General features: G+C 66.7%; 17 protein-coding genes and 1 pseudogene. 11 read left to right on the forward strand and 7 right to left on the reverse strand.

What is annotated here, in order from left to right; genetic code table 11:
- Positions 1-183: 183 nt before the first annotated feature.
- From ACZ6QO_RS26670 to ACZ6QO_RS26685, 4 genes are all read left to right on the forward strand, one after another.
- Positions 184-975 (forward strand): hypothetical protein, encoded by a 792-nt coding sequence (locus ACZ6QO_RS26670; protein ID WP_465854343.1) that lies wholly within the window; start codon positions 184-186, stop codon positions 973-975.
- Positions 882-1,865, forward strand: coding sequence for a DUF3037 domain-containing protein (locus ACZ6QO_RS26675; protein WP_465854344.1), 984 nt, complete (start codon positions 882-884; stop codon positions 1,863-1,865). The genes ACZ6QO_RS26670 and ACZ6QO_RS26675 overlap by 94 nt, the downstream gene beginning before the upstream one ends.
- Positions 1,866-3,421: 1,556 nt before the next feature.
- Positions 3,422-5,452, forward strand: coding sequence for an ATP-dependent nuclease (locus ACZ6QO_RS26680; RefSeq protein WP_465854345.1), 2,031 nt, complete (start codon positions 3,422-3,424; stop codon positions 5,450-5,452).
- The gene (locus tag ACZ6QO_RS26685; RefSeq protein ID WP_465854346.1) at positions 5,422-7,053 is read left to right on the forward strand and encodes a UvrD-helicase domain-containing protein; all 1,632 of its coding nucleotides are present in this window, start codon (positions 5,422-5,424) and stop codon (positions 7,051-7,053) included. The genes ACZ6QO_RS26680 and ACZ6QO_RS26685 overlap by 31 nt, the downstream gene beginning before the upstream one ends.
- A gap of 298 nt (positions 7,054-7,351) precedes the next feature.
- Here ACZ6QO_RS26685 and ACZ6QO_RS26690 read toward each other — a convergent pair whose 3' ends face one another.
- Genes ACZ6QO_RS26690 through ACZ6QO_RS26705 form a run of 4 tightly spaced genes read right to left on the reverse strand, consistent with a single transcriptional unit; the run spans position 7,352 to position 15,166 of the window.
- The gene (locus ACZ6QO_RS26690) at positions 7,352-8,440 is read right to left on the reverse strand and encodes a hypothetical protein (RefSeq protein ID WP_465854347.1); all 1,089 of its coding nucleotides are present in this window, start codon (positions 8,438-8,440) and stop codon (positions 7,352-7,354) included.
- The gene (locus ACZ6QO_RS26695) at positions 8,437-12,840 is read right to left on the reverse strand and encodes a coiled-coil domain-containing protein (RefSeq protein ID WP_465854348.1); all 4,404 of its coding nucleotides are present in this window, start codon (positions 12,838-12,840) and stop codon (positions 8,437-8,439) included. The genes ACZ6QO_RS26690 and ACZ6QO_RS26695 overlap by 4 nt, the downstream gene beginning before the upstream one ends.
- Positions 12,837-13,568 (reverse strand): hypothetical protein, encoded by a 732-nt coding sequence (locus ACZ6QO_RS26700; protein WP_465854349.1) that lies wholly within the window; start codon positions 13,566-13,568, stop codon positions 12,837-12,839. The genes ACZ6QO_RS26695 and ACZ6QO_RS26700 overlap by 4 nt, the downstream gene beginning before the upstream one ends.
- Positions 13,565-15,166, reverse strand: a complete 1,602-nt coding sequence (locus ACZ6QO_RS26705) for a hypothetical protein (protein ID WP_465854350.1) — start codon at positions 15,164-15,166, stop codon at positions 13,565-13,567. Before ACZ6QO_RS26705 ends, ACZ6QO_RS26700 begins: the two co-directional genes overlap by 4 nt.
- Before the next feature lie 332 nt (positions 15,167-15,498).
- Here ACZ6QO_RS26705 and ACZ6QO_RS26710 point away from each other — a divergent pair.
- The 3 genes and pseudogenes from ACZ6QO_RS26710 (at position 15,499) to ACZ6QO_RS26720 (ending at position 19,215) form a co-directional block, all read left to right on the forward strand.
- Positions 15,499-16,779, forward strand: a pseudogene (locus tag ACZ6QO_RS26710) (IS701 family transposase).
- Positions 16,780-16,981: 202 nt separating this feature from the next.
- Complete coding sequence (gene sigJ / locus ACZ6QO_RS26715; RefSeq protein WP_465854351.1) at positions 16,982-17,926, forward strand: RNA polymerase sigma factor SigJ; 945 nt, start codon at positions 16,982-16,984, stop codon at positions 17,924-17,926.
- Positions 17,927-18,018: 92 nt separating this feature from the next.
- The gene (locus ACZ6QO_RS26720) at positions 18,019-19,215 is read left to right on the forward strand and encodes an NAD(P)/FAD-dependent oxidoreductase (protein WP_465854352.1); all 1,197 of its coding nucleotides are present in this window, start codon (positions 18,019-18,021) and stop codon (positions 19,213-19,215) included.
- Positions 19,216-19,255: 40 nt separating this feature from the next.
- Here ACZ6QO_RS26720 and ACZ6QO_RS26725 read toward each other — a convergent pair whose 3' ends face one another.
- Together ACZ6QO_RS26725 and ACZ6QO_RS26730 are read right to left on the reverse strand one after the other, a co-directional pair.
- The gene (locus tag ACZ6QO_RS26725) at positions 19,256-20,329 is read right to left on the reverse strand and encodes a hypothetical protein (protein WP_465854353.1); all 1,074 of its coding nucleotides are present in this window, start codon (positions 20,327-20,329) and stop codon (positions 19,256-19,258) included.
- Positions 20,330-20,562: 233 nt separating this feature from the next.
- Positions 20,563-21,195, reverse strand: coding sequence for a hypothetical protein (locus tag ACZ6QO_RS26730; RefSeq protein ID WP_465854354.1), 633 nt, complete (start codon positions 21,193-21,195; stop codon positions 20,563-20,565).
- Between the two features lie 191 nt (positions 21,196-21,386).
- On the opposite strand from ACZ6QO_RS26730, the gene ACZ6QO_RS26735 reads away from it, so the two are divergent.
- From ACZ6QO_RS26735 to ACZ6QO_RS26750, 4 genes are all read left to right on the forward strand, one after another.
- Positions 21,387-22,547 carry a sensor histidine kinase gene (locus ACZ6QO_RS26735; RefSeq protein ID WP_465854355.1) on the forward strand — a complete coding sequence of 387 codons (1,161 nt, stop codon included), beginning with the start codon at positions 21,387-21,389 and terminating at the stop codon, positions 22,545-22,547.
- 70 nt (positions 22,548-22,617) lie between these two features.
- Positions 22,618-23,226, forward strand: coding sequence for a response regulator (locus ACZ6QO_RS26740; RefSeq protein ID WP_465854537.1), 609 nt, complete (start codon positions 22,618-22,620; stop codon positions 23,224-23,226).
- Positions 23,227-23,268: 42 nt separating this feature from the next.
- Positions 23,269-24,225 (forward strand): PaaX family transcriptional regulator, encoded by a 957-nt coding sequence (locus ACZ6QO_RS26745; protein WP_465854356.1) that lies wholly within the window; start codon positions 23,269-23,271, stop codon positions 24,223-24,225.
- A gap of 522 nt (positions 24,226-24,747) precedes the next feature.
- On the forward strand, positions 24,748-25,974 hold the full coding sequence (locus ACZ6QO_RS26750; protein ID WP_465854357.1) for a cellulose binding domain-containing protein: 1,227 nt from the start codon (positions 24,748-24,750) through the stop codon (positions 25,972-25,974).
- Between the two features lie 96 nt (positions 25,975-26,070).
- Here ACZ6QO_RS26750 and ACZ6QO_RS26755 read toward each other — a convergent pair whose 3' ends face one another.
- Positions 26,071-26,703 (reverse strand): HNH endonuclease family protein, encoded by a 633-nt coding sequence (locus tag ACZ6QO_RS26755; protein ID WP_465854358.1) that lies wholly within the window; start codon positions 26,701-26,703, stop codon positions 26,071-26,073.
- Positions 26,704-26,853 lie beyond the last annotated feature (150 nt).

Here is a 26,853-nt window from a genome sequence, read left to right on the forward strand (position 1 = left end):
TCTAGAACAAAAGGGACAGATAGACATGTTTTGATCTTGTTGGCTGCAATCCCTTGCCGACGTCGACCCTCTGAGGGAACCTGGCTAAACTGCTGCAGCTTCACTCTTCGAAATAACTTCCGGTTTGCCCATGACCCGCTTATGCTGCGGCAGTGGGTCGGAGGCGAGCAAACGGAGGCAGTCTTGGTCGACCTTGCTGACTGGCACGGTCTGGTTAGCGGGCGCACCAACGACTACGACAGCCTTCAGCTAGTAGCTGTAGTTGCGCCGGGCAGCCGAAGTTGGGCTAGTCCCTTCCGGGCTGTCGCCAACGACGGTCACGGCTACTTCGTCAAGACCTTGGAGTCCTGCAGTCGGGACTGGGCGAGAGGCTCGCTCGCGGTTGAGTACGTCGTCGGCCAGGTAGGAAAGCTGATCAACGCGCCGGTATGCGACAGTGGCTTGATCCTTATACCCGAGGACTTTAGAGGCAGCGAGATCCGCCGCGGTCTCCCCCTTGTCCCAGGGATCGCGCATGCCAGCAAGGCCCTCGAGCATGCTGACGAGCGGCGTGACAACCTCGCCTATCGGAACCAGGACGACAATCGTGTTCGCCATGTCGGGGTGTACGCCCTCTACGACTGGTGTTGGGGCAGTGATGCCCAGTGGCTCCACGACCTCGACGACGACCAATCGATCTATTCCCATGATCACGGCCTGTACCTACCACCCAACGATGGACGCATCGAGAGCAAGTTCCTCCAGCTATCCGCTGATGAGCCCAACGAGCTGCCTGACAGCCCAGCCGGCCTGGATGGGGGGGCAGTCGAGACTGTTGCCGAAGCTCTTGAGAAAATTGATCGTGATGCTCTCGTCAACATCCTGTGTGCCGTGCCAGCATCGTGGCCAGTGACCGACGAAGCTTTGGCCACGCTCGGCTGGTTCCTCGAGTACAGAGCACCCGCCGTAGCAAACCGACTCCGAGCGCTAATCTGAAGGGAGTATATCCATTGGGCAGATACATCTACTCAATCGTTCGCTGTCTTCCTGATCCGCGCACTGGGGAGTTTGTGAACGTCGGCGCGGTTGCCGGAGATGCCGCAACAGGAGATTGGGCTGTGCGGCGCTTGAGCAACACCGACCGGATCAAGAAGTTCGCGCCGGCATCGGCCATCGATGTAACAGACCGGTTTCTAGCTCGCATGAGTAGCGAGATCGGCGAAGCACGCGAGGCCCTGGAAACCGAGACAAATCATACACTAGGTGAGGACTGGCTAGCTAAGCTACATCATGATCATCGGAACATCGTGCAGCTCAGCCCTCCTGCGCCGATCGTTGCTACCCACGCCGAAGCTGCATTGGACATCATCTTCGGCCACATGATTATCGATCCGGCATCACAACGCCGGCAGGTCACTATCGGCAAAGATCGAGTGGTTCAAGATCTACGCAAGGCTTATGTGCGTGCCGAGATACCGGCACACCTGCTACGACCTAAGTCTGATGTATTCATCGGCGATAGGTTGCATTCCACTGTAGATATCGCCATCGCTAATGGCAAAGTAGTGCAACTAGCCCAAGGATGGTCCTTCCGCGTCACTGGCTTGGAAAGACTACTCACACAGGTTAAGGCCTGGGGCTTTGCGTTAGAGCGCCTACGTCGCGGCGATGAAGCTAGAGTGGTCGACGCGCGGGGGCGAGTGAGCGAAGTTGCTTCAGATGTAGACCTGCAAGTGGTTATTGCGACACCCGAGACTCCCCAACAGGACACAGCCTACGAAGAGGCGGAACAGGTCTTCCACGCACTCGGCGCCGACATTCATGCCGTGGAAGACGTCGGCGCGGTAAGTGCACGTGCAGCCAGCCTCGTCCGAGGATTGCTCTGACTTGTTCGATCTGCCCAAGATCGCGTTCGAGTAGCTGTTGGCTTGGGTGGGCTAGTGGCGTTGGTGGTGGTACCGGCGGCAGAAGTAGCCGAGGCTGCTCAGGCGCTGGCCGAGCAGTCCGGTCAGCGGGACGCGACTCAGCTTGCACAACGAGCGGTTCGCCACCGCTGCCGGGCAGCTCAGCCATCCCTAGTGTGCGGCTAGCCGACGCGTACGCACTGGCTGAGCTGGCCGACGAAGCCCCCATCCGGGAGCTTCGTCTCCTTGATGCGCTGTGCGCCTACCTGCGCATGCCCTACCCCTGCCTCTCGAGCATGCGGCCGAGGCCGACCGACTGGCCTCATGGGGCTGTGGAGGTTCGGCTCTGAAAGCGGACCGCCATGCGCTGTCTCGGCCCTTGCCACGACATGCGCGACATGAGCGGGATGATCTTGTGCGCGCTCCAGGATGCGCAGAACGTTCGCGCAGTTCAGCGTACCTGAGTCGAACGTACAGCCACCGCTCTCCTAAAGCGGGTGCCGCAGGTTCGAATCCTGCCGGGGGCACTTTTTGAGCAGCACAAACAGGCATCTACCTGGGGCTTCTCCCCCACCGCTTGACGATCATGTGCAGTTGGACGCAGCCGTAGGCAGCTACATGTCAGCGTTCGCGGAATATACGCGGAATGACCTTGTAGATGTTTGACCAGCTCAGCCCAGAAACGCGCTGAGCCACAGAAACGGCCGGTGATCCGGGGAGTCTGGGTCTGCTCGGCCTGCCACAGCGCCGACCCGGTGATCCGCCGCAGACGGTCCCAGAACGGCGGCTCGACGTGCTCGTCCTTCAGGCACGCGGGCAGTTCTTGGCAGACCGAGTCAACCTGCCGCTCCTTCTCACACACGTTCACGGTCATCTACGTCGCCGGTTTCTCCTCGTCTTGGACCGAGCACTCCGGAAGCCTAAGAACTTCCGGATGTCCGTCTAGTGCGCCTTCCTCGTCCGCCCGTCCCACTCACACAAGCCCAGGCCAGAGGTCGGAACATCAACGAGCCGCGCGACATAGACGACCGCTTGGTCCGGGATCTCGCTCCGACCGCCGGAATCGACCGCGGACAGCGTAGAAGCGGAGCATTAGCGAGAACTCGAGCTTCGTCGGACCACGGCGCTCCGACAGCGCCTCCAGCTCATCCCCGATCAGCATCAAGCTGCCGCCCCTCTCATCCTCGTCCAGCACACGCGCTACGCGACATCAAGCTCTCGGGCATGCGGCCGGCCGTTCGCCACCGCAAACCCCACGAAGACAGGGTCAATACTGCAGCGCAGATGATCAAATACGTCGTGAGATCCGAGAACGAGAGTCACCTCAAGACGACCGTCTGAGCTGCGCGAGCTCAAACGCGGGTACCTGGTGGCACGGTCTTACTGACATCCCTATCCCAATCGACGGCCGAACCACTGGCCCCGGATGCCACTTCTCGCCTCTCGCACCCCTACTTCATCGCAGACTCCTATACTTCTCAGGAGCACCGGCCGCACACAGGCGATGAACGGCCGAGCAGGAACTTTCCAGGACAAAAATGCGACTCGTACGCGCAAACGTCACGAACTTCCGTGCCCTCGCAGATGTGCAGGTACGCATCGACGACCGGACCACACTCATCGTCGGAAGGAACAACAGCGGGAAGACTTCCTTCGTCGAGCTCTTTGAGAGGTTCTTTGGCAGCGAGCGGCCACGTTTCACGCTGGACGATCTGCCGACCTCCCGGATCCATGCCCTCAAGCTGGCTGTGCGCACCTACCGCCAGGCCGAGCGACTGAGGGATTCAGACCCCGCGCATGCAAGCACGCTGACCGATCGGGCGATCGGGTTGCTGCCGGAGATCCGTCTCCGGCTCACCATCAGTTACGGGGAAGACGAGGATCTTTCCGCGATCAGCGCGATCATCGTCGATTTGTCCGAGGACTGCCACGAGGCCGAAATCGAGGCACGGGTTGAGGTACGGAGCGCTCTGGACTTCCTCAGCAGCGCCATCAAGGCAAAGGCCGATGACAGGCAGCTCGCGAAGCATTTCCAGCGCCACTTCGCCGCGACGTTCCACGCAGTGGGCACAGGCTCGGCGTCGGGGACCGAGCTCCCTATTGAACGCTCGACGGCAAGGCAGATCGTCTCAACGATGTTTGTCTTTGCCCAGGTGAAGTTCGACGACGTCTCTGCTGACCGGACCAGAAAATTGTCACGGACCTTCGAGAAGTTTATGGAGACCTATCACCAGGACGAGCACACGACTATCGCTAAGTTCGAGAATGCTCTCACGGGAATGGCCAGAAGACTCGATAGCAACTACGACGATATCTTTGCCCCGGTTCTCACCTGGATGGGTGCCTTCGGCAAAGGTATCTTCGGCCCGGGCCAGCGCCCCCGCATAGTCTCTGAGCTCGACCCGGTGTCCATCGTCAAGAACACCACACGCATCACCTATGCCAGCGGCGACGGCAGTCGGCAACTACCCGAAGGGCACAACGGTCTCGGTTACAGCAAGCTGGCCTTTACCGTGCTACAGGTCATCAGTTTCCTGGAGTCCCATCGGCGAGCGTCGCCCAAACCGGCTGTGAGCCTGCTGTTCGTCGAGGAGCCGGAAGCCCATCTCCATCCCCAGATGCAGGAAGTCTTCGTCCGAGGGATCAGAGATCTTTTGGAAGACCAAGACGCGGAGGGCGTCCAGGTCATCGTGACCACGCACTCGTCCCACATCGTCGCCAGCGGCCACTTCGAGGCGGTCCGCTACTTCGACTGCACCGATCGCACCCTGGTCGTGAAGGACCTGGCGGAGTTCCGTCATACAACGGAACCGGTACCCGCGGAAGAGACGCTGCGCTTTCTCGCCAAGTACATGGTACTGCACCGATGCGACATGTTCTCCGCTGACAGCGTCGTTCTCATCGAAGGCGCCACCGAACGGCTCCTCATGCCAGCCATGATCCGGGACTGCGCTGAGCAACTGCGCCGCGAGTATGTCTCCGTGGTCGAGGTAGGCGACGCCTATGCCCACCGTTTCCGTGAACTCCTCGCCTTCCTCGGTGTACGCACCTTGGTCATCACGGATGTGGACTCTGTCGAGCCAGTCCAGATAACCGACAAGAACGGGAAGTTACGGACGATCTACCGGGCGTGCCCGACGGATTCCGAGGGCGCCGTCACGTCGAACGCCGCCATCAAGGGATGGTTGCCTGAGCTGCCAGGGATCGACACGCTGCTCACCGCCACTAGTGAGCAACGTACCTTCGGCCGTGTGCGGTTGGCCTACCAAGTAGCCGAAGCCCCGGGGCGACGTTGCGGGAGGAGCTTCGAGGAAGCCTTTATCCTCGCCAACGCCGACATCCTGGCCAAGAACCTGGATCAGCTAGCAGTCAGACATGCGTTCGAAGAGCACCTGCAAGTCCCCATCACTCCCGAGGAGATCGCTGAGAACGCATACGCGATCGCCAAATCTCTCAGTAGCGAGAAGACCGACTTCGCGTTCGACATCCTCATGCTGGATGGCTGGAACGTCCCCCGATACATCGCCGAAGGGCTGCAGTGGCTGATCGCGACGTCGCCGAACAGGTGATCCTTGCGCTGGATGAGCGGCGCAGCTTTCTCGTCGACGCTGGTGCAGGTTCCGGGAAGACCTACACGCTCGTCCAGGCACTGCGACATCTGCTCACCCAGCGCCGCGCAGACCTGGAGCGCACCAGCGGCAGGGTCGCGTGCATCACCTACACGAACGTGGCGAAGGATGAGATCCGCGAGCGGGTCGGCGCCGACCCCCTCGTGATCGTCGCAACAATCCACGAGTTTCTCTGGGCGGAGATCGAACGATTCCAGGCGCCGTTACGCACGGCGCTCATCGCGAGGAATGACGAGTCCGACGACCCGCAGGACCTGGATACCCTGACGTCGGACGTTCCGATTCAATATGTCCAGCTGGGTCGCAACCTCGCCCAGGGCCGGATTTCACATGATGACGTCCTGGCTCTGTCTCACCGGCTCGTGTCCGGCTCACCGAAACTGGCACGGATCATCGCCGACCGGTTCCCATACATCCTCGTGGATGAGTATCAGGACACCTCTCCCCTGACCGTGGAAGTCCTACTCGATCATTTGGCGGGCGCCGGCAGTCGTGGATGCACCATCGGACTGTTTGGCGACTCGATGCAGAAGATCTACCGGACAGGCGTGGGGGAGGTGACGGGATACCCAGACCTCGAACGGATCACCAAGGACGAAAATCGCCGCTCCGCCCAGTCGATCATCGATCTCCTCAACGCCATACGCCCTGATCTGCTACAGAAGCCAGTCGGCCTGCCTCGCAGCGGAGAGGTCCAGCTCTTCTTACAGCGGGACGTCCCAAAGGAGGAGCGCCTCAACTCGGCGCTCAGCCGACTCGACGGCCTGGGCTGGTCTCGCGCGACCACCAAGCGGCTCTATCTCACCCACCGGGCAATCGCCCGCGATCTGGATTACTCCGATCTTCTTGAAGCCTATCGAAAGGCCAACCGACTAGACGCCCTACACGACGGTACCGACCCTCTAGCACGCCACGCTCTCGATATCGAGGCTCTCTGCTCGGCCTTCGAGTCTGAGGACCACGCACTGCTGGCCGGGCTACTCGCCGCCAGAAAGGTGAAAATCGCCAGGCATAGGGACAAAGGCAGCATCTCGCGGGCCCTTCAGAGCATGATCACCTCACGCTCGACCATGACCGTCGGCGGGGTCTTCGACTACTCCCATGAGTCTGGCTTGCTGCTCAAGTCCACAGAGGTCCGCGCGCGCGAACGCAGCATCATGGCGAAGGACCTTGACACTCGCGCTCAGCGGAGAGCAGAGCTCGCCCGCAGCGTGCTTGCTCTCCCCTACACGCAGGCCATTGCCTATGGCCTCTATATGAACGGGCAAACCCCACTTGCCACGCAGCATGGTGTGAAGGGCGCCGAGTTCGACGACGTCGTGGTCGTAATCGACGACAAGGCGTGGACGATGTACAGCATGAACGAGATGCTGGCCGACCCTTCCGGAGCCAAGGATAGGATCGTCCGCACAAAAAACCTCTTTTACGTCTCCTGCTCCCGGGCTAAGAGCCGCCTCGCCGTCGTCTTCTTGAATGACCTGTCCCCAATAGCGGAGCACACAGCCCGTGCCTGGTTTGCTGGAGGCACCGTCCATTCCTGACAAGAAGGCCAGGCCAGCGCGTAGGTACTCTGCCTCACCGACAGTCCGGCCGTACGAACGAGGACCGTCTGCGATCTCGAGCCGCATGAGACCGTCCTGCGGCTCTCCTGCGATCGGCTGACTGGCGCGGATGCGAGATCACCCCTAGCTCGAGCCGGGTGCCAGCATCTCTCGTCGATCTCCTCCAGGCACCTTGGCTGCCCTTCCGTGACAGCCTCTACCTGGCGTGATAGCTCCTGCTGCAGGCCAGGCCAAGTACTTCGCCCCTGAGATCGATCGTGCGAGTTCATGCTGCCGGTCAAAGCCGCTCACCCGCAGCGAAGCTATCCCAGAAATGTGGGTGGCGACGCAGCATCTTGAGACCGAGCCGTTCCTGCGGCACACGCAGGCGGGTGGAGAGCAGCTCGACCGCCCGCGGGCGTAACGCGGGAGGCAGCCAAGAGCAGACCGCGGGATAGTCGGTGCCGGTGCGCTGGTTGCTGGCATCGTTGCTCCGCCAGCGTGACGGCCCATCCAGGAGAAACTGGTAACAGGAAGAAGCCGGACGCAACGTCGGAAGTCCTGCGGCGGAAGCTTGCGCGGCGGCGTTGGCTGCGGTGAGAAGCCCGGCGAGGTCGAGATCTCCGAAGTAATGCACGACGCCGGGAGCCGGTTCGAGCAAGGGGATGCTCAGGACGCTTTGCGCGAAGCCGTTGCCATGGCCCCAGCCGAGGTGCAGATCGGGTCTCGCCGCTGGATCGAGGTCGCGCAAGGCAGTGAGAAAGGACGTGTAGGTGGCGCGATTCTCCAGGACGAGCAGTCCCGTGGATCCGGCGCCCGGCACGTGCTGCGATACGAACGGCAAGGCGGGCGGGAAGCAGGCCAGCAGTTCCAGGGTGAGGGCGCCGGAGGTGAAGAGCCGGTTGTTCAGGTAGCCGTCGATGGCCTTCTCATCGTCGAAGAGTTCCAGGGAGCGTTCCTGGACGGGGACGAACTCCGGGAAGGGGTCGTCGCGGATCCAGGTGGCGATCCGATCGAGAATCTCCTGTTCGTCGGCTCTGGTGGCGATGGCCCCGGCGGCTTCGAGCAGATGAGGCCACACACGCGGAGAACGAGACGGGCGCATGACAGTCAGCGGTTCGACGCGCATGACCCAGAACGGGATGGCGGGAACGGTTCGACGATCCCAGCCGGTAGCCGATCTCGGCGCCGGCAGCGTGATCTTCTCAGCATTCTCGAGTTCGCCGAGGGCGCTGCGAAATCTGGCCAGCCCCTCAGCATCGCCGACCAACCCAGGATCGAACCTGCTGGCCTCACCGAATAGATCGGTAACAGGGATCCGTTTGCCACGGAACTGGATGACGAGTCGGGCGAGCTCGGCGGCGAGCGGTGACATCGGCTGGTTCATTCGGCGCTGTCCCAGGGGTGGTCGGTGTGCGCGACGCGGATACCGGTGACGTAACTGGATTCGGGGATGATGTAGCGGCGGTTGTGGGTGCGTCCTTCCCGGTTGTCGAGCCGGATGACATTGGGGAACTGGACCACGGCGGCCGGGTCCTTCACTCCGGTGGTGTAGATGAGCTGGACGCCGTGTGAGGCGGCGACATCGCGCTGCAGCCGTATCAAGGAGGCAGATGAAGCTCGGCCGATGGGATTGTCGAGCAGCAAGACCCCTCCGGAATGTCCCTTGCGGCCGATGTGCGCGGCGCGTAGCGCGGCGAGGGTGCAGTAAAGCGCGACGCATACGGTCAGCTTCTCGCCGCCGCTCCACTTGGCGATGCGGCTGATGTCTTCGGTGGTCCCGGCGGTGTCGTCGGTGGGTTTGAGGACCTTGACGGTGAAACCTCGAGGTCCTGCGGCTTCGTGAACGGCAGCCTTCAGCAGCGGCATGCCTTCGGGTTTGAGCCCCTTCTGCACGAGTCTGTCGATGACTCTCTCGGCATAGACGACTAGGTCGGCGTCGTCGGGCCGGTCGAAGCTGATCCGCAGGACCTTCTTGTCGGCCCACGACCCGGAGCAGGTTTTCATGTGGGAGGCACGTTCTGCTTTGCTAAGCATGTCGAGGCTGTCCTTCACCAGGTGCGCGAGCGCCTCGCTGAGGATGGCCTGGTCCTGGGCGATGGCACCGAGTTCGCCAGCCAGGGTCTGCGCCCGCAGCCGCAGTTTGCCGCCCAGCTCGTCGGCGTGCGGGCCAAGAAGCGCGGGCGGATCGTTCGCCACCCGGTTTTTCATCGGCCCGGAGATCCCCGTGAAGCGAGCGGCCGTGCGCCGGAGCCGGTCCACGGACGTGTTGAGGCCGGCCTCGGCGCCGGTGAGGGCCTTGGCCGCGGCGCTCACCGCATCCCTGGCCTGCCGGGATCGGGTGCGCGCCGTGTCCTCGTCTTCGGCGAACGGCTCTGGGAGCTGCTCGCCCGGATCCGGGAGAGATTCCAGGAGCGTGCCGAGGAGCGTCTTGCGGTGCTCAGCTTGCGAAGTCTGCTGCTCGACGCCCTTGATGAGGCCTTCGGCTTGGGTGAGCCGTTCCTGCGCCCCCTGGTTGCGGAGCTCCTGCTCAGCGGCGAAGGCCTCGGCTTCCTGGGAACTGGTCGGGACGACGGGCAGGGTACGGCGTGGCGGCTGCCGATAGACCCGTTCGATCGCCTCCAGTTCGGAACCACGTTGTTTCACCTGATTCCTGGCCGCGCCGCGTTCGTCGGTCGCCGCTTCCGAATGCTGCCGGGCGCGGGCAAGCGCGGCGGATCGAAGGTGCGGCTCTTGGCCTTCGGGGGAGGCAAGCAATCGCGCGGCGGTGGCGCGATCGGCGGCAGGCCGTTGCATGAGTTCGCGCTTGGCATCGGCGACTTGCCGGGCGAGGCCCTGCACCCGATCGGCCAGCACCGATTGGGCGGCGCGGATTTCCAGAGCCTTGAGTGCGTCTTGCTGGCAGCGGCGCAGAGCATCCAGAGGCATGGCCGGATCCCCATGCACGTCCAGTGGATCGGTCGCGGTGTCGGGGAGGCTGTCGCATTCTGACCGGTATTCAGTCGCTCTGCCGCGCTCGGTTTCAGCGGTGACCTCCCACTGCTTGGTCTCAAGGAGGGCTTGCCGGGCGTCGGCGTTGTGCTGGCGGGCGCGACGGTCCGCGTCGGCGCCGCGCTCTTGCGCTGCTGTCAGTTGCTCGCGCCAGCCGTCTGCATCGGCCAAGACGAGGGCGAACTCCTCAAGCCAGTTGATAGTGGCGTCGGCTTTGCGAAGGTCGGTGTTGAGCATGTCACGAAGGGCATCGTCCAGCCGGTCGCCATCATCGAGGCCCTGAAGCTCTGCCCTGTTGTCTTCCTGCTCGTCGTCGATGGCCTGCAGCTTGCGGTCGAGCCGGTTGATCTCGTCGCTCAGGATGGCCAGGTGTCCGGCGGGACAGTCGTCGAGGAACTGGGTGATCTGGCGGCGCAGCTCATCGTCGGCCGCGCGCTGCCGGGCTAGATCCTGGTCCTTGAGTGTGTGGGCGTGGGCGCGTTCCTTGAGCAGCCGGACCGCTGCCTCTGCCTCGGTCTGGTCAACCAAGCCCGGTTGCAGCCGGGTCCAAGCCGCGGCGGCCAGGGAGTCCGCCGACACTACCCCGCCCCGGACCAGGACGTCCGCGGCTTCGGCGGAGTAGACCCCGATGAGCGAGGTCGTGACAGCCGCATGGGAGTCCAAGACCCGCGTCGCGTCGGCGACCCGGCTGGTCGGGACCACCACTCCACAACCGAGCCGGGCGATCTCGGGCAGGTTCAGTGCAGTCATCAGCTGGTGAGCGGGCATGACCGAGCGCAGATGAGCCCAGCCGGTCTGGGCGGGTACGCCGGCGTCGAGGAGCTCGCGTTCGATGCGTTCGGCGTCCAGGCTGGACGGCAGGACCTTGTTGCGTTCCTGCGCCTCGATGCTCCTCCTGTCGGCGTGTTGTTCGGCTCTGTGCAGGATGCGCTCGTCGTCCGCCGCGATGACCGCGTCGCTCAACCGGCGCAGCAGGATCGGGCCCTCGACCCACAAGTCGACGGTCTCGTCGCCGGCGGTCTCAGCCAGCCCGCGCAGCCGTTCAGAACCGGTCAGCTCGGCCCACTTGGTATCCAGATCGGCGTGCCGCTCGACTGTCTGGGTGCGCATCGCGTCGGCGGTGCTGTGCTCGCCCGCCAGGGCGGCGTCCCGGTCGGTGATCTCGGTACGGCGGGCACGGCGGCCTTCGCACCGTGCCGCCAGTTCCTTGAGCTGTCGATCGACTCCGGCGCGCTCGGTGATCACTATGTTGAGATGGCTTTGGAGTGGGATGGTGTGGCTGGGCAGGTGACCGCGGGCGACGCCGTCCCTGCGGCGTTGATCGAGAATGTCGAGCTGGGTCTGGGCCTGGGATTCGTCGATGGTCGCCTGTGTCTTGTCGGTTTGCGCTCGCTCCTCCAGCTCTCCATGTTTCGTGAGGGCCTCCTGCATGATCTCCTGCTGCTCGTCAGCCAGGTCGGCCGCGAAATCGGCTTCTTCGGCGAGCGCGTTCAGACGGTGTCGCAGCAGGGCCGCATGCCGGGCGTGTTCTTCGCGGAGTGGGGCGATCTCGGCTTCTTCGGCTGCGGCCAGCAGCTCGGCCTGGGCCAGGCGTGACTCCAGTTCGGCGAACGCGGCAAGCTGGATGGTGGTCTCCCAGGCCTGCACCAAAGCTCGCGCTTGGTCGACGTTCTGGCCCGCCTCCTGCTCTTGGGTTTCGGCCTCGGCCAGACGCAGCCTGGCGCTTTCCTTCCGGTACAGGTAGGCCAAGTCAGTGGCCGTGGAGCGATCGTTGTTAGCTGCGGTGCGGGCTTCTGTGTACACCGTCAGTTGTGTTTTCAAACTCTCCTGGAGCTCCTCCGCGGCGGCGACTGCGGCGGTGAAGGACGCGGCCAGGACCTCCGCGGCGGTGGTGACAGCGGTCAGTTCACCGGCAGCGGCTTGCACATGCTCATAGCTCGCGGCGACGTCGCTCAGATCGTCAGCGGCGGCGGTGCAGAAGTCACGCTCCTCGATTTTCTGCGGCTTGGCGGCCAGCAAGGCCGTGACGCTCGCGAGCCGGGTCGCGACGCTGGTGGCGGCGTCCGGCTGGGTGGCCAGATCCAGCAGGAAGTTGATGAAGTCCTTCGCAGCGGGGAACTTGAACAGGTCTTCCACGCCGCCCTCGACGTGGTTCATCTGCTTCTGCGTACGGAAGATCTCCGGATCCAAGTGCCGGTCTAGGAGCGCTTTCATCCAGACGTGCTGCTTGTCGGTCACCACCAGGTTCGCGTGCCGGGCATGTGGTTTGGCCAACTCGCGCAGCTCCTCCAGGAACCCGGTCAGCCGCCTGGGGCGTCCGGAATCGTCGCAGAACGGCAACGTGTCCGGCTCCAAAACGCCGGAGACGGCGTGGAAGGCGTAGAAGTAGCTGCTCAGCTTGTCCTTGGAGTCGGCGGCCTTCACAGGCTTGCGCAAGTCCGACCATTCATGGACCACACCGGTGACGAGGATTTCTTCCGGATCGCCCAGAAGGGTACGGCTGGCGTCATGAGGCTGCCATGTCGCGATCACGTGTGAGGTGTCGCCCGTGTCGACGTAGTCGGTGAGGCTGCGCTGCACGGTCTTACCCATGAAGTCGTTGGCGTGCGGCAACAGGAGCGCGTACGTCAGCGACAGGATGCTCGACTTGCCTCCGCCGTTGCGCAGCCAGACGACCGAGTCCTGAGGTACGGCTGCACCGTCGACCGGGGCGGTGAAGTCGAGCAGAAGATCGGTGAATCGGGCGGAACGTTCGCCCACGGTCCGAAACCGCAGCGAGGCGAGCTGATAGGTCATCCGCGAAATTCCCCTCTGCGGTGCAGCTCGGCGATGAAACTGTAGGCCCGCTCGAGAGCGACCTCCTTAGCGTGCACCCGAAACCGTTCGGTCAGCGTCCAGGTGTCCTCAGCCGAGCTGTCGACGCGGGCCATACCCTGTCCTGTCAGCCAGGTCAGGATCGTCTGCACCCAATAGCGGGTGCAGCGGCTGGTCAGCTTGCCGGAGCCGCGACCGGCCTCCCCGTAATGCACCGACGGCAAGGCCAGATAGGTCCGCCAGGCCTCGTTCAGCCCCTCCTCGGGGATGACGTCGCCGGCGGCGTCGTGAGAGCGCAATCGCTCGCACAGCTCCCGCAGCCATGCATCGAGGTCCCTGGCTGAGATACGCCGGACGCGGTCGTCGTCGAGCTCCTGTGTACTGGGGTAGGCGAACGCGACCAGGCCGGTGAGAACCAGACCGGCCAGCAGCTTGTTCTCCGGCTTTCCCGTGTAGGGCAGGTCGGAGATACGGAAGGCCAGCGGAGACTCAGGCTCTATACCCAGGATGAGCCCGAAGTCGCCGTCGGACAGAACCCGCGCGCCCAAGCCGTGCAAAATCGCGTTCGCGGCGGTCTTGAACTCCAGCTCGGTCCGGTAGCGACTGAGAACGCGCTGGTAGTCGGGGTTGCGACCGGGCCGCTGAGTCGGCCGGATCGCGAACGACACCAGGAGGCCTATATCGGTGTGATCGGTGTCGATGAGACTCATGCTGACTTCTTGCTGATCGGGACCGGATTTGCATCGGCGAGGGCATCGGCGTCGGGGGCGACGATGACGTCGTCGCCGTCCCACCCGGGCAGTTGCAGCGGGGTGCCGTCAGAGTCGACGGCGGTGCGCGTTCCCAGGATGCGGGCCATCAGGTCATCGGCCATCCGGCCGCCTTCATTGTCGGCGTCCTCGGGGGAGAAAGCCCACAACACGGCCAGGTTCAGGACCTCGGCACCCTGCTGGCGGACACGAGGAGATGGGGCTTGAACATCGTTCAGGCAGGTATGCAGCAGCCGGGACAGCCGGCTGGGGAGGCCGACGCTCTGCACGGCGCGGATCGCCACATCGACGACCTCTGCCCGGATGAGTGGTGCCGGCAGGTCGGCGAGCTCGGTCTCATCGTCGCCCCGCTCGCCTGCGGCGGTGCCGCCGCTGCGCATCCACAAGTCGTTGATCAACCGGTAGAGGCGGGGCAGTCGCGGGGTACGGGGGCCCGCCATGTCGATCAGGAACCGCTCTGTCAGACTGCCCGCCTCGGTGCTGCCCAGCTCCAGGACCGGTAGGAGGATCTCCTGCTGCGGATCCGGCAGGTTGACCAACGCGGGTGGACGGAAGGCTTGGCGTTCCTGCTCCTCCAGGAACACCCCTCGGGCCGCGATGACCCGATGATGCAATGACTCGTGGCGGCGCTGGCATTCCTCCAGCAGCTGAGCGATCCGCACCCCGGACGTAAGAAACTTCGCCTCGCCGCTCACCAGTGCCTCCCGGACCTTCCCCAGCAGGTGCCGTTCGGTACTCAGCCGCTCCCTGATGTGCTTACGAGCAGCCTCCAGGCTGTCCGGTACCGTTGTGGCCCATTCTTCCTCCACGATCCGCAGATCACGGCGCGTTTGCTTCAGCAGCCGGTCCAGCCCTTCCGCGAGGCTGACCGACAGCAGCCGGGCTCGTTCTGCAGACTTCAACGCCGCGTCGAACGCGTTGCGCGCCAACTGCCGTTCCAGCACCAGCTCCGTGGCGACCTGCTCGTCTTCGACATCGAAGTCGAGGCCGCCGATCAAGGCGTTGATGGCGTCTTTCGTGGCGCGGAGCACATTCTCGTCGCGCGACGCATGATCGTGCTCGACCAGGAGAGAGAAGGGGACCTCGCGCTGCCGGTAACCGGCTTCATGATCGGAGTAGTCGCTGGTGACGTATCGGAAGGGGGCCTGGCCGCTCGACCGGTTCAGCAGGGCGTCCACCACGAACATCGCGACGTCCGTGTGCTCGCCGACCGGGCGTCCCGGAGCCGCCACCCCGGAGAGCACCGACAGCGCGTCCACCACGTCCTGCCGGGTGGCTTCGAACTCGAAGCCTTGTCGCGCCACGACCAGATCGATGGCGGTTAAGGCCAAAGTGACGATGTCATAGATTCCCTCCGGCCAGTCCCGGCGGTGAGCCGCTTGCGCGGCTTCGATCACCGGACTGAACCGCAGGAACGCCGCCACGCGTGCGGGAAATGAGGGCTCATGCACACTGAGCCCGTCGGAGCCGATAGCGACCACATCCGCCGCAACGGGCCCGCTTCCTGGCTCGTCTGCCTCCTCTAAAAATGGCGTCATAGGCCTCCTTCGACCGCCGCGCCTTGATAAGTCGAGATGGTACGACCTGGCTAGGACAATTTCCGTCTGATTGGCGAATCATCAGGTGCGCTCAGGTGATCAGGTCCGAGGGCGATCGAGGCCTCGGCTTCCTTCGAGCTAGACGTGTCGAGTTCCAGCGAACGGCGTCATCGCTCCACAATCTTTGATCCAGAACCCAAACACGTGTGCGATCAAGATCCCCAAGATCAACGAATGGGGGCCACTGTCGCGCTTAGTACTACAGTCATGTTTTGTGATTTATAGTTCTTGTCGTGTCTGATGTGGTCACTGCTGAGGATCTCCGGTCCTGGATGGCTGGGCTGGATGAGATGTTCGCGCGGGTGGCGCGCCGGTTCGGGCGAGTGGAGCCGCGCCGGTAGGCGCGGGCCTATCTACTGGGTTTGCTGGCGCCGGTGGAACGCAAGAACGGCTGGCAGTTGGCGGAGGCGGCCGGGGACGCCGGCCCGGAGAAGATGCAGCGGTTGCTGGGCAACGCCCGCTGGAATGCCGCAGAAGTACGTGATGACCTGCGGTCTTATGTGGTCGAAGGGCTGGGCGACCCTGATGGTGTGCTCATCGTGGACGAGACCGGGTTTGTGAAAATCCGCCGGGGTGCAACGCCAGTACTCCGGTACGGCGGGCCGGGTGGAGAACTGTCAACTGGGAGTTTTCGTGGCCTACGCTTCGGCGCGTGGCCGGGCGTTGATCGACGCGGAACTGTATCTGCCCAAGTCCTGGACCGATGACCCTCAGCGCTGCGCCCAGGCCGGTATTCCGGCCCACGTGGAGTTCGCGACCAAGCCACAGCTCGCGCGCACCATGCTGGCTCGCGCGGTGGAGGCGGGAGTGCCGGCCCGCTGGGTGACCGCGGACGAGGCCTACGGCCAGGACCACAAATTCCGGACCTTCCTGGAGCGGCACGGCGTGTACTACGTGGTCGCGGTGCCGCGCAATCAGTCGGTGGGCCCGGGGGTCGGCTACGGCAACACCGGCTCACGGGCCGACACCGTGGCTGCCGACGCCCCCCAGCAGGCATGGAAACGCCTGTCGGCAGGCGAAGGAGCCAAAGGGCCCCGCATGTACGACTGGGCGATGGCCACCCTGCCGATCGTGCGTGAACCACAGGAGGGCCTAGCCCGGTGGCTGCTGATCCGCCGCAGCATCACCGACCCCGACGAGATGGCCTACTACCTGTGCTTCGGCCCTGCCGGCACCACCATCGACCAGCTCGTCCGCGTCGCCGGGGCCCGCTGGGCCATCGAAGAGTGCTTCCAATCGGCCAAGAACGAGACCGGCCTGGACCACTACCAGGTACGCCAGTACGAAGCCTGGTATCGGCACATCACCTTGTCCATGCTCGCCCACGCCTACCTGGCCGTCACCGCGGCAGGCGCCCCAAAAGCGTCCGCGACCTGGTCCGGCTCACCCCCGCCGAGGTCCGCCGTCTCCTGGCACATCTGACCACCGCCATCACCCGGCCACTCGAAAAGGCCCTCACCTGGTCACACCTCCGCCGCCGCCACCACCAAGCCCGCGCCCGCCGCAGCCACTACTGGCGACGCTGGCTCAAAAGTCACGAAATCCGACTGTAGTACTAGGCGCCGAGGCCAGGGCGCGTAACATGTACGGAATGACCAAGGGCTGGGGCGATACCCGAAGGGGCGTCTCAGCAGGTCAGAGTGGAATACAACGAGTAGAGACGCCGCTCTCCTAGAGCGGTTGTCGCGCGGCTGTCTGCTTGGCGTGGTGGGCCGTGGGGGTGGCTGGTATGGGCGTGCGGGTTAGGCTCGGGCCATGCCATCGACTGTGAACGATGTCGACCGGTTCGAGGCTTCCAGAGCGCGACTGGAGGCCATCGCATACCGTCTCCTCGGCTCCGCCGCGGAGGCCGAGGACGCCGTGCAGGAGACGTTCCTGCGCTGGCAGGCCGCCGATGTCGACCTCATCGAGGTTCCTGAGGCCTGGCTGACGAAGGTGCTCACCAACCTGTGCCTCAACCAGCTCGCTTCCGCGCGGGCGCGCCGCGAGACCTATGTGGGCCAATGGCTTCCCGAGCCGCTGCTCGCCGGGGACCCGATGCTCGGCCCGGCCGACACCGTCGAGCAGCGCGAATCGGTCTCGTACGCGGTCCTCACCCTGATGGAGCGCCTCCCGCCGAACGAGCGGGCGGTGTACGTGCTGCGGGAGGCGTTCGACTACCCGCACCGGGAGATCGCCGAGATCCTCGACATCACCGAGGCCGCCAGCCAGCAGCACTTCCACCGCGCCAAGAAGCACATCGCGGACGGCAAGGTGCGCACCGAGGTCGACGAGGCCGCCGCCCGGCGGATCGTCGAGGAGTTCCTGGCCGCCGCCACCAGCGGCCGGACCGAGCCGCTCGTGCGCCTGCTCACCGCGGACGCCGTCTCGATCGGCGACGGCGGTGGGAAGGTCCCGGCCCGCGCCAAGGCGTTCGAGGGGGCCGTCGCGGTCGCGAAGTTCCTGTGGGGCCTGTTCAAGCCCGCCGAGGCCAAGCGCGCCCTGGTCGGCGGCTCGCCCGAGGTCTACGCCTGGACGGCCAACGGCGAGCCCGCCGCCGTGGTCGCCGTGGACGGCCGGGTGGTCGGCGTCATGTGCCTGGAGGTCACCGCCGAGGGCATCGCCGCGGTCCGCAGCCAGGTCAATCCCGACAAGCTCGAACGCGCGACCGCGCAGTGGGCGGCCGCTGACCACGGTGAGCCTCTGTTCAACGCCTTCTGAGCGCGATGTGAGGTGCTTCACATCGCGTTCCTGTCAGGAAACGGCGGGCCGTTCGGTTCAAGTGGCGAACCCGCGCAGGAAGGAACAAGAAGATGCAGCACCGCATCATCGTCCTCGGAGCCGGATACACCGGGACCATCGCCGCCGGTCGCCTCGCCAAGCGGCTTCGCCGCGAGGACGTCGCCATCACCCTCGTCAACGCCGAGCCCGACTTCGTCGAACGCGTCCGCAACCATCAGCTCGCGGCCGGCCAGGACCTCAAGCCCCGGCCGTTCGCCGAGATGTTCGCGGGCACCGGCGTCGAACTGCGGCTCGCGCAGGTCACCGGCGTCGACGTCGACCGCAAGACCGTGGCGGTCGCCGACGCGAACGGCACCGAGGAACTCCCCTATGACACCCTCGTCTACGCGCTCGGCAGCGGCTGGGACGCCCAGGGCGTCCCAGGGACCGCCGAGCACGCCTATGAGATCGCCGGCCGTCCCGGAGCCCTGCGGCTGCGCGAGCGCCTGGCCCGCCTCGGCGCCGGGCAGAGCGTGGTGGTCGTGGGCGGCGGCCTGACCGGCCTGGAGGCCGCGACCGAGATCGCCGAGACCCGCCCGGACCTCGACGTCGCCCTCGCCGCCCGCGGCGGCCTCGGCGACTGGCTCTCCCCCAAGGGCCGTGAGCACCTGCGCAAGGTGTTCGGCAACCTCGGTATCACGGTGCACGAGCACGCCGCCGTCACCGGTGTCGAAGCCGACCGCGTCGTCACCGCCGACGGCGAGGCCATCCCCGCCGCGGTCACCGTGTGGACCACCGGCTTCGCCGTCCACCCGATCGCGAAGGCGACCACCCTGGAGATCTCCGACACCGGGCAGATCGTGGTCGACGGGACCATGCGCTCGGTCTCGCACCCGGATGTGTACGCCATCGGGGACGCGGCCATGGCGATGGGCGCCGGGGACAAGCCGCTGCGGATGTCGTGCGCCTCGGGGACTCCGGCCGCGTGGCGGGCCGCCGACGCGATCGCGGCGCGCCTGACCGGCGGGAAGGTCTCGGACGCGCCGGTCCGCTACTTCAACCAGTGCATCTCGCTGGGCCGCAAGGAGGGCCTGATCCAGTACGTCACCGCCGACGACCGCGCCGTGCGGATGGTCCTGACCGGACGGCTCGCCGCCGTCTACAAGGAGCTGGTCTGCAAGGGCGCCGCCTGGGGCGTCGGCAACCCGACACTCGGGTTGCCGGTCCGGCGCCGCCGCGTCACGCGCGGTCGGGTCGCGCAGGGCTCGGCCGCCAAGGCGGCGGCGTAGGCGGGAAGCGAAGCGCGCCCTCGATGTGAGGGCGCGCGCTTCACCGCCGGTCTGAGCGGCGACGCCATGTTCCGGTTTCCGGGTCCGCCGCGTGCCCACCGCGTGCCCGATGCCTTCGTGAGCCGGTCTCGTGCGAGGGAGTCTGATCGCTGGCCGGGACACGGCCGGCCGTGGCCAGGACCGCGGCGGCGGCCAGGGCGGTGGCGGCCGTCAGGAGGGCGGCGGCGGTCAGGGTCAGGGCGTCGGGGTGGATCAGGGGCTGGGCGCGTAAGGCCTGCCAGGTGACCAGGGCGATCAGGCCGGTGTAGCCCGCGGCTGCCACGCCGATCAGGCGAGCGCGGATCCGGTCGTCACGCAACAGGGGATGGCGAGTCGCCAGCGCGGTCAGGAGCAGGGCGGCGATGAGCATGACCTGCAGGCCGTGCAGGCCGACGAAGTGGGGGATCCTCAGGTCGCCGCCGGTCGTGCTCCACTGTGTCAGCGGGAGGCCGGGGCCGCCGTCGGGTACGCCCACGCTGTGTCCGCTGTTCAGCAGGACCCTGTCACCGCTGGTGGTCAGCGCGGTCTCCGTCTTCCCCTGAGCGGGGATGAGGAAGCCCAGGGCCATGCCGGCGACGGCCATGGTCAGGCCCGTGTGGATCGCCCGGCTCATGGCGCGGTCGGCGTGGACACGCTGGAAGGCCAGGAAGACCGCGAGCGCGAGGTTGGCCAGCATGATGCAGAGCACACCATTGCCGAAGACGACCAACATGATCTTTTCGGCCGGGGCGGTGGACTTGTTGAAATGGCTGAAGGTGCCGCGGGCCGCCTGGATCGCGACGATGGCGGTGTCGACGAACCCGGTGACGGCGAAGACGGTGGCCAGGCCGGAGGTCCACTTCCTGCCCCGGTGCGGCAGCGACAGCATCCAGGCGAGGGTGGTGCCGTAGACGGCCATCGACACCGCGAACTTGAACGGCTTGAGCCAGACGGGGGCGCCGAGAAGTACCCGGTCGTCGAACACGAGCCCGGCCGCGGAAACGACCAGCAGAACCAGCATCGAGGCGACCATCAGCATCAGCGGTCGATGCCACCGCATCACCCGGCGACGCGGCGCACCAAGAACGGCGGACACGAAACCTCCTGGGGACGACCAGAGTCACGGCCCAGACTCCCGGTCGCGGGCCGCTGCCACATTGCTGCCCACCCGCCTTGTCACAGGGGGGTCAGCCCTACCATCGGTTCGCCGCCCGCGCCGGGGCGCGCATCTCGCGGTGACGGTCGAGCGGATCCGCGCGGCGTGCGGATCCGCTTCGCTCACATCGCGGTGCGCCTCGGCACTCGCCGTTGCCCTCTCAAGCGGGCGCCTCAGGAGCCCCGTCCCGCCCGTGATGCCTCAGGTGACGTGGCCTGACGCTGTGCCCCGCCCCGGGCGGCCGCGCCGTTCCGTGTCGTGGGCCAGGCGGACAGGGAGAGCCAGATGAGGGCGGCGGCGGCCGTGAGGTGGACGGCGCTGGTCAGCGGGGTGTCGGGGAGGCGGGCGAGGAAGGCCAGCAGGGGGAGAGAGACGGCGTAGGCGTAGACGGGGACGCGGGGGAATCTGCGGGAGCGGACCATCGAGGCCGCGAACAGCAGCGTCCCGGCGACGAAGACCACGGCGGCGGTGAGCAGGGCGAGCCTCGCGGGGCCGGCGACGAGGCGGGCGACGGTCGGCTGGTCCAGTTGGAAGAGCAGGATGTTCAGGCCGAACGCGACGGCGCCGAACAGGGTGAGGCCGATGACGTTCGCCGCGTACGCGACGGCGGCGAACCGGTCCGCGGCGGCGCCGTGGTGCAGGTAGAGGGCGGTGAGGGCCGGCGGGCCGAAGGCCGTGCCGAGGCCGATGACGAAGCTCGTCGCGGTGGTCTCGCCGGTGAAGACCTCGACCAGGGCGGGCGGGCCGAGGGTGATGCCGGTCAGGACCCCGCAGACCACACCGAAACGCAGCAACCACGAAGGCATGGCGCCTCCTTGATGAGGGGGTGGGAACGCCCTCGAACGTAGGAAGCGACGGGGGCGAGGCGTAAGTCCCGAGTGGCCTCACGTGGCGGCCGACCGGCATGTGCCGTTCGGCCAGAGTGCTCGGCGGAGGCTCCTGGAGGCGGGGGGTTCGGCGTAGCCTGCACATGAACCATCTCTCGGGAGGCGCGGGCGTGGCATCCGTCATGACGCGGTCCGCGGAGGCCGGACCGCCGGTGCCGTGGGTGCCGTCGGTGCTGTACGGGGCGGTGCTGGCCGCGGGGGTGTACTACGAGCTGCTCGGCGCGGGCGGCCCGCGGGCGGGGCGGCTCGCCGGGTTCGCCGGCGCGCTCGCGGCGCTGTTCGCGGTGGACGTGTGGGAGCGGAGGCGTCACCCCGTGCGGACGCCCGGCGGGGTCGCGGTGGCGCTGCTCTGCGCGCGGTCGTCCCTGTTCGTGGTGGTGGCGGCGTTCGACACCGCGGGGCTGGCGCGGGTGCTGTTCGTGCTGGTGCCGTTCACGGCGTACTTCGCGTTCGGGCGGGTGGCCGGGGTGGCGCTCGGGGTGGCGTCCGCCGTGCTGCTCGGCGGGTGGTTCACGGTGTCGGCGCCGGGGTGGTGGCTGCGGCCGGCGTACCTTTCCGACCTGCTGATGTTCTCCCTCGGGGTCGTGCTCGCGCTGTCCATGGCGGCGGTCGCGGTGAGCGCGCGGCAGGCTCGCGCGCGGCTGGCGGCGTACGCGGGCCGGGTGGCGGAGCTGACCGCGGCCACGGAACGCAACCGGCTCGCCCGGGACATTCACGACAGCCTGGGGCATCACCTGACCGCGATCGGCATCCAGCTGGAGAAGTCCTCGGCGTTCCTCGACCGCGACCGGGCGGCGGCCGAACGGGCGCTCGCCGACGCCCGGTGGTCGGCCGCGCAGGCGCTCGCGGAGGTCCGGCAGTCGGTGCGGACCCTGCGTGCGGACGGCGAGCCGTTCTCCCTCACCGCCGCCCTGACCGATCTGGTGCGCCACGACACGAGTGTCGCCCTCGACATCGCCGGCGAGGAGTCGCGGTACACCCCCGCGGCGCTCACCGTCCTTTATCGCGCCGCCCAGGAGGCCCTCACGAACGCCCGCAGGCACGCCGCGGCGACCCGCGTCACGCTCTCGCTCACGTGCGGAGACTCCGAGGCCCGCCTCGTCGTCGCCGACGACGGCCGCGGGCTGCCGGCGTCGTCCCTGGACGGCTACGGCCTCCGCGGCATGCGCGAACGCGTCCGTCCCTTCGGCGGCGAGGTGACGGTCAACGGCACCCCTGGCGCCGGCACCACCGTCACCGTGACGATCCCCCATGCGGGAGGACGCGGATGAACTGCGGCCGGGTTTCCTTTTCGACGGTCATCGTCACGATCGTTCAGGCAGGAGCGGTTCGTTGACCGGGGTGCGGGTTCTGGTGGTGGACGACCAGGAGCTCGTGCGCGAGGGCATCGCGTCTCTTCTCGGCATCCAGCCCGGCGTGACCGTCGTCGGCACCGCGCCCGACGGCGCCGCGGCGGTGGCGGCCGCGCTGGCGCTCCACCCCGACGTCGTGCTGATGGACGTCCGCATGCCCGTCATGGACGGCGTCGAAGCCGCCGCCGCCCTCCATCGCCAGGTCCCCGGGTGCCGCGTCGTCATGCTGACGACCTTCGACGACGAGGAGTACGTCGTGCGGGCCCTGCGGTCGGGCGCCGCCGGCTACCTGCTGAAGGACCTTCCCGCCGCCCAACTGGCCGAGGCCGTGAAGCTGGTGCACGCCGGCGTCACCCAGATCGACTCCACCGTCGCCCACCACCTCACTCCTGGCCGGCGTCCCGATCCGGTCCTCACGTCCCGTGAGACCGAGGTGCTGCGGCTGATCGCCACCGGTTCCACCAACCGTGAGATCGCGAGCCGCCTCTACGTGAGCGAAGGCACGGTGAAGAACCACATCTCCCGCATCCTCACCCGCCTCGGCCTCCGCGACCGCACCCAGGCCGCCGTCTACGCCCGCGACCGCGGGTTGATCTGATGGCAAGCTGAGAAGGTGAGCGTCCATGTACCTTCGCGCGATGTGCCTTCGGACGAAGTGGGGGCCCCGCGGGCTCAGGTCGGTCCCAACCCGCAGCACCTGCTGACGACCGTGCTCGGCGAGTATCTCGACTCCTCGGACGCCGACCTTCCGTCGATGGCGGTGGTCGTGATCCTCAGGGAGTTCGGCATCAGCGAGTCCAGCGCTCGGGCCGCGTTGTCCCGGCTGACCAAGCGCGGCCTGATCGCCGTGCGCGGGTCTGGACGGCCGCCGGTGTACCACCTGACGCCGCAGGCGATCGCCAAGCACCGCTCCCGGATGGATCATTTCCTGGGCTTCGGCGCCCGCCCGCCGCGGTGGACCGGCGACTGGGTGACCGTCTCCTTCTCGGTCCCGCAGTCCGGGCAGGCTCCACGGCACGCGGTGCGCAAGGCGCTGGGGTCGCTGGGCTTCGCGCGGCTGTACGACAGCGTGTGGATCCGGCCGGGGTCGGACTCCGGTCCGGTGACCAAGGCGATGCACGACGTCCTGGACGACGTCGACGGTGGCCGATGGACGGTGATGCACACGCGGTTCGACGAGGAGACCGGCCCGCACGGTCCGGCCGCCGCCTACGATCTGGCCGGCCTCGCCTCGGCCTACGAGGATTTCATCGCGCGGTACTCGGACCTGCGGGCGGTCGTCCGCGACGGGCGCATCGACGCGACCCGGGCGCTGGTGGCCCGGACCTCCATCATGGATTCCTGGCGGAAGTTCCCGGACATCGACCCGGACCTGCCCGAGCACCTCCTGCCGGCGCCGTGGCCCCGCCAGGCCGCCAGGGAGCTCATGCTGGAGATCCATTCCGCGCTCGGCTCGCTCGCCGAGGCGCGGCTCATCGAGGTCGCGAAACCGTACTGGCCGGACGCCGCGTCCTGGATCACCCATTTTCACGCGTCGGAGAACGACGTTTCGGCTCCGGCCGACCGGGACGGCCGCAGGAAACTTTCACTCACCTGACGAGCGCCCGCCGCCGGGACGCGTTCGCCGCCCCCCGCGGCGCGTCGCATTTCCGGCCGGCCACCGCGGCGCGCCGGTTTCCCGACCGGTGGCCGCGCGCGGAGACCCACCGGAGCGTCAGGCCGGACGGGCGTCGTGACCTGCGCCGGAGCCGCCCGCACCGGCCAGTCCTTCCGACGCCGGTGGCGTCCTCCCGACGGTTCGCATGTTCGGCCGGCGCGCGCCCGGAGCCGGGCGCGTAAAGGCGTTTCCGATCCGCGCGCGTACCGTTCAACACGCCGAGTTCGGTCGCTTGACACTTTGTATGACGGCAGTGATAGTAACTGCACGTTGCGCTCATCGGCTCGTTCCGCCTGGCAAGAACGCGACCATTCCATCGATGGTTCGCCATATCGATCTCCAGATTCGGCCGGCATCGACCAGCCTGGCCGCGGTGGGAGTGGGTGTGCCGTGGTCCGGCTCCATCGACGTCGCATGGCACATCAGAAACAGAGCGCCGTCGTCACACCTTCGGAGGGCGAAATGAGAAAACGCTCGATCATCAGGGCAGTAGTGGCGGCGGCGGTCGCCCCGTTCTGCGCTGGAATAGTGGCGCTCACCATGACGCCGACGGCCGCGGCGGTCGGCGGCTCGGGCCCCTATCCGGCCGATTACGAGACCTCCAGCAGCCTGCCCAATCACACCATCTACCGGCCGGGCACCCTCCCGTCCGAGAGAATGCCCATTTACGTATGGGGCAACGGCGGCTGCTCGGCCAACGGGACGTCGCAGCTGAACTTCCTCCGCGAGATCGCCTCGCACGGCTTCCTGGTCATCGCCAGCGGCAGCCCGAACGGCTCCGGCTCGACGACGTCCCAGATGCTCACCCAGTCGATCGACTGGGCGGTCGCGGAGAACAGCCGCCAGGGCGGCAAGTACAACGGCAAGCTCGACACCGGCAAGATCGCCGTAGGGGGTTACTCCTGCGGAGGGCTGGAGGCCTACGCCGTCTCCAACGACTCGCGCATCACCACGACCACCATCTTCAGCAGCGGGTTGCTGAACGACTCCGACGACTACCAGCTCCGCCGGCTGACGAAGCCGATCGCCTACTTCATCGGCGGGACCAGTGACATCGCCTACCCGAACGCCATCGACGACTGGGGCAAGTTGCCGTCGGGGCTGCCCGCGTTCATGGGCAACCTGAACGTCGGACACGGCGGCACCTACGGCCAGACCAACGGCGGCGAGTTCGGCCGCGTGGGGGTGCTGTACCTCAAGTGGCGGCTGAAGGGCGACACGACGGCGGGCGCCAACTTCGTCGGCCCCAACTGCGGCCTGTGCAACACCCAGTGGCAGGTCCAGCAGAAGAACCTCACCCTCGACGGCGGCACCCCCTCCCCGACGCCCAGCCCCTCCCCGTCCCCCTCGCCCAGCCCCAGCCCGTCGCCCACCCCGACGCCCACCGGCGGGACCGGGGGCTGCTCGGCGGCCTACTCGGTGTCGAACCAATGGCCCGGCGGGTTCGTCGCCGCCGTCGACGTCACCGCGGGCGGCGCCGCGATCAACGGCTGGCGGGTCACTCTCACCCTGCCGTCCGGGGCCACGCTCACGTCCATCTGGAGCGGCGTGAACTCCGGCACCAGCGGCACCGTGACCGTCACCAACGCGAACTACAACGGGCGGCTGTCGGCCGGGCAGAGCACCAACTTCGGGTTCCAGGGCACCGGGACCGGCGCCGGAGCCACCGTCACCTGCACCGCCACCTGATCTAGGCCCGCCCTGAGCGGGACACCCCGTAGCGGCAGGCTCGTTCGCCGCCCACGCCTTCGCGGGCGTGGGCGGCGTTCGCGCGTCCGGGGACGGTCAGCAGTAGCCGAGCATGGTGGTCAGCGCGGACTTCTCCGCGCTCTGCAGCGTGAGGCTGTAGTACCACTTCACCTGGATCCAGGCCCGGGCGTAGGTGCACCAGAACGCGGTGCGCGAGGGCTTCCACGTGGCGGGGTCCTGGTCGCCCTTGGCCTGGTTGACGTCATCGGTGACCGCCCACAGTTCCGGGCCGCCGAGGTCGTTGGCGTAGGTCCGCCGCTGGGCGGTGGTCCACGCCCACGCCCCGGACCGCCAGGCCTCTGCCAGGGGCACCATGTGGTCGATGTCGACGTCGGCGGCCGAGGTCCAGGTCGCGCCGTCGTAGGGGCTGTACCAGCTGCCCGAGACGGCGGCGCAGGCCGAGTCGGTGGTCACGTTCGCGCCGTCGCGCTTGAGCACGGTCTCCCGGGTGTTGCAGGCGCCCGAGATGGCGATCCAGTGCGGGAACAGGTCGCGGTCGTAGCTGCTCTGGTGGGACTCCGCCGCCACGGTGAGCGTGGCCAGGCGGGACGCGGCGGTGCCGGCGGAGGGGATGTTCGGCGGGGTCGCGCCGGCCGGGCCCGTGGTGAGCGTCAGGGTGAGCACGATGGCGGCGATGGCGGCGAAGGCGCCGGTGAAGACTCGTCTCACGAGCCTCTCCTTCTGCCTGCTCTCCGGCCAGGTGGGGGGTCCTGGTCTCGGACGGAGAAGTCAGACAACTTGGAGAGTCGCGAAATCTGACAGATGTTGAAATGTCAGCTCTTCATTACACCAGCATCCCACATTCATTACATATCGCCC

It is taken from the genome of Sphaerisporangium sp. NPDC049457 (assembly GCF_055586705.1).

Bases quoted from the DNA above. Each gene is read 5' to 3' on its own strand.
- ACZ6QO_RS26730 (WP_465854354.1), bottom strand. From the start codon at position 21,195: ATGCCTTCGTGGTTGCTGCGTTTCGGTGTGGTCTGCGGGGTCCTGACC.
- ACZ6QO_RS26695 (WP_465854348.1), bottom strand. From the start codon at position 12,840: ATGACCTATCAGCTCGCCTCGCTGCGGTTTCGGACCGTGGGCGAACGT.
- ACZ6QO_RS26690 (WP_465854347.1), bottom strand. From the start codon at position 8,440: ATGAACCAGCCGATGTCACCGCTCGCCGCCGAGCTCGCCCGACTCGTC.
- ACZ6QO_RS26720 (WP_465854352.1), top strand. From the start codon at position 18,019: ATGCAGCACCGCATCATCGTCCTCGGAGCCGGATACACCGGGACCATC.
- ACZ6QO_RS26750 (WP_465854357.1), top strand. From the start codon at position 24,748: ATGAGAAAACGCTCGATCATCAGGGCAGTAGTGGCGGCGGCGGTCGCC.
- ACZ6QO_RS26680 (WP_465854345.1), top strand. From the start codon at position 3,422: ATGCGACTCGTACGCGCAAACGTCACGAACTTCCGTGCCCTCGCAGAT.
- ACZ6QO_RS26700 (WP_465854349.1), bottom strand. From the start codon at position 13,568: ATGAGTCTCATCGACACCGATCACACCGATATAGGCCTCCTGGTGTCG.
- ACZ6QO_RS26705 (WP_465854350.1), bottom strand. From the start codon at position 15,166: ATGACGCCATTTTTAGAGGAGGCAGACGAGCCAGGAAGCGGGCCCGTT.
- sigJ (WP_465854351.1), top strand. From the start codon at position 16,982: ATGCCATCGACTGTGAACGATGTCGACCGGTTCGAGGCTTCCAGAGCG.